Below are 551 nucleotides of genomic sequence, written 5' to 3' on the forward strand. Positions count from 1 at the left end.
TCACAATCACTCTACCCTAATTTATTTGATGGTCACCCACCATTTCAGATCGACGGGAATTTCGGTTATACTGCCGGAGTCGCTGAGATGCTTGTGCAGTCCCATGAGACAGGCCTCATCCGCTTGCTACCTGCACTCCCTAAAGCTTGGGAGAATGGCCGTGTGAATGGACTAAAAGCCAGAGGGAATTATACAATAGATATGACTTGGGAGGCTGGAGAACTAAAAACCTGTAGAATTCATGCCGGGAAGAGCGGTAGAATTTTGGTGTTTTATGACGGATCAGAAATGGATATAGATCTTGAAAGAGGACAAAGCTTCGAAGTAGAGTTTTAACTCCAGAGGATACAAGTAGTTATTACATCAAATAGTCTCGAAAGGACGGGCCTCTGGCTTAATTCGGAGTAAGCTATTCGGATACCTCGCTTGTCGAAGTGCCCCAAGGAATCTAGTTTGCTTACTGGAAGAAAATCGTAATGCTGTAACTTTCCTAAGTTGATACCAACATTTATCAATAGCTATAGATGTTGCCACACAATCTGATAAAGTGT

Annotated in this window: 1 protein-coding gene; it reads left to right on the forward strand. The window is 43.0% G+C overall.

Features of this window, described 5'->3' with window-relative positions; all coding sequences use genetic code 11:
* Nucleotides 1-336: glycoside hydrolase family 95-like protein (locus ABD732_RS18630; protein WP_344786321.1), on the forward strand; the 336-nt coding region annotated here is incomplete at its 5' end.
* Between the last annotated feature and the right edge of the window lie 215 nt (nt 337-551).

Origin of the sequence: Gordonia caeni, assembly GCF_039537105.1 — a bacterium.
Classification (GTDB): Bacteria; Actinomycetota; Actinomycetes; order Mycobacteriales; family Mycobacteriaceae; genus Gordonia; species Gordonia caeni.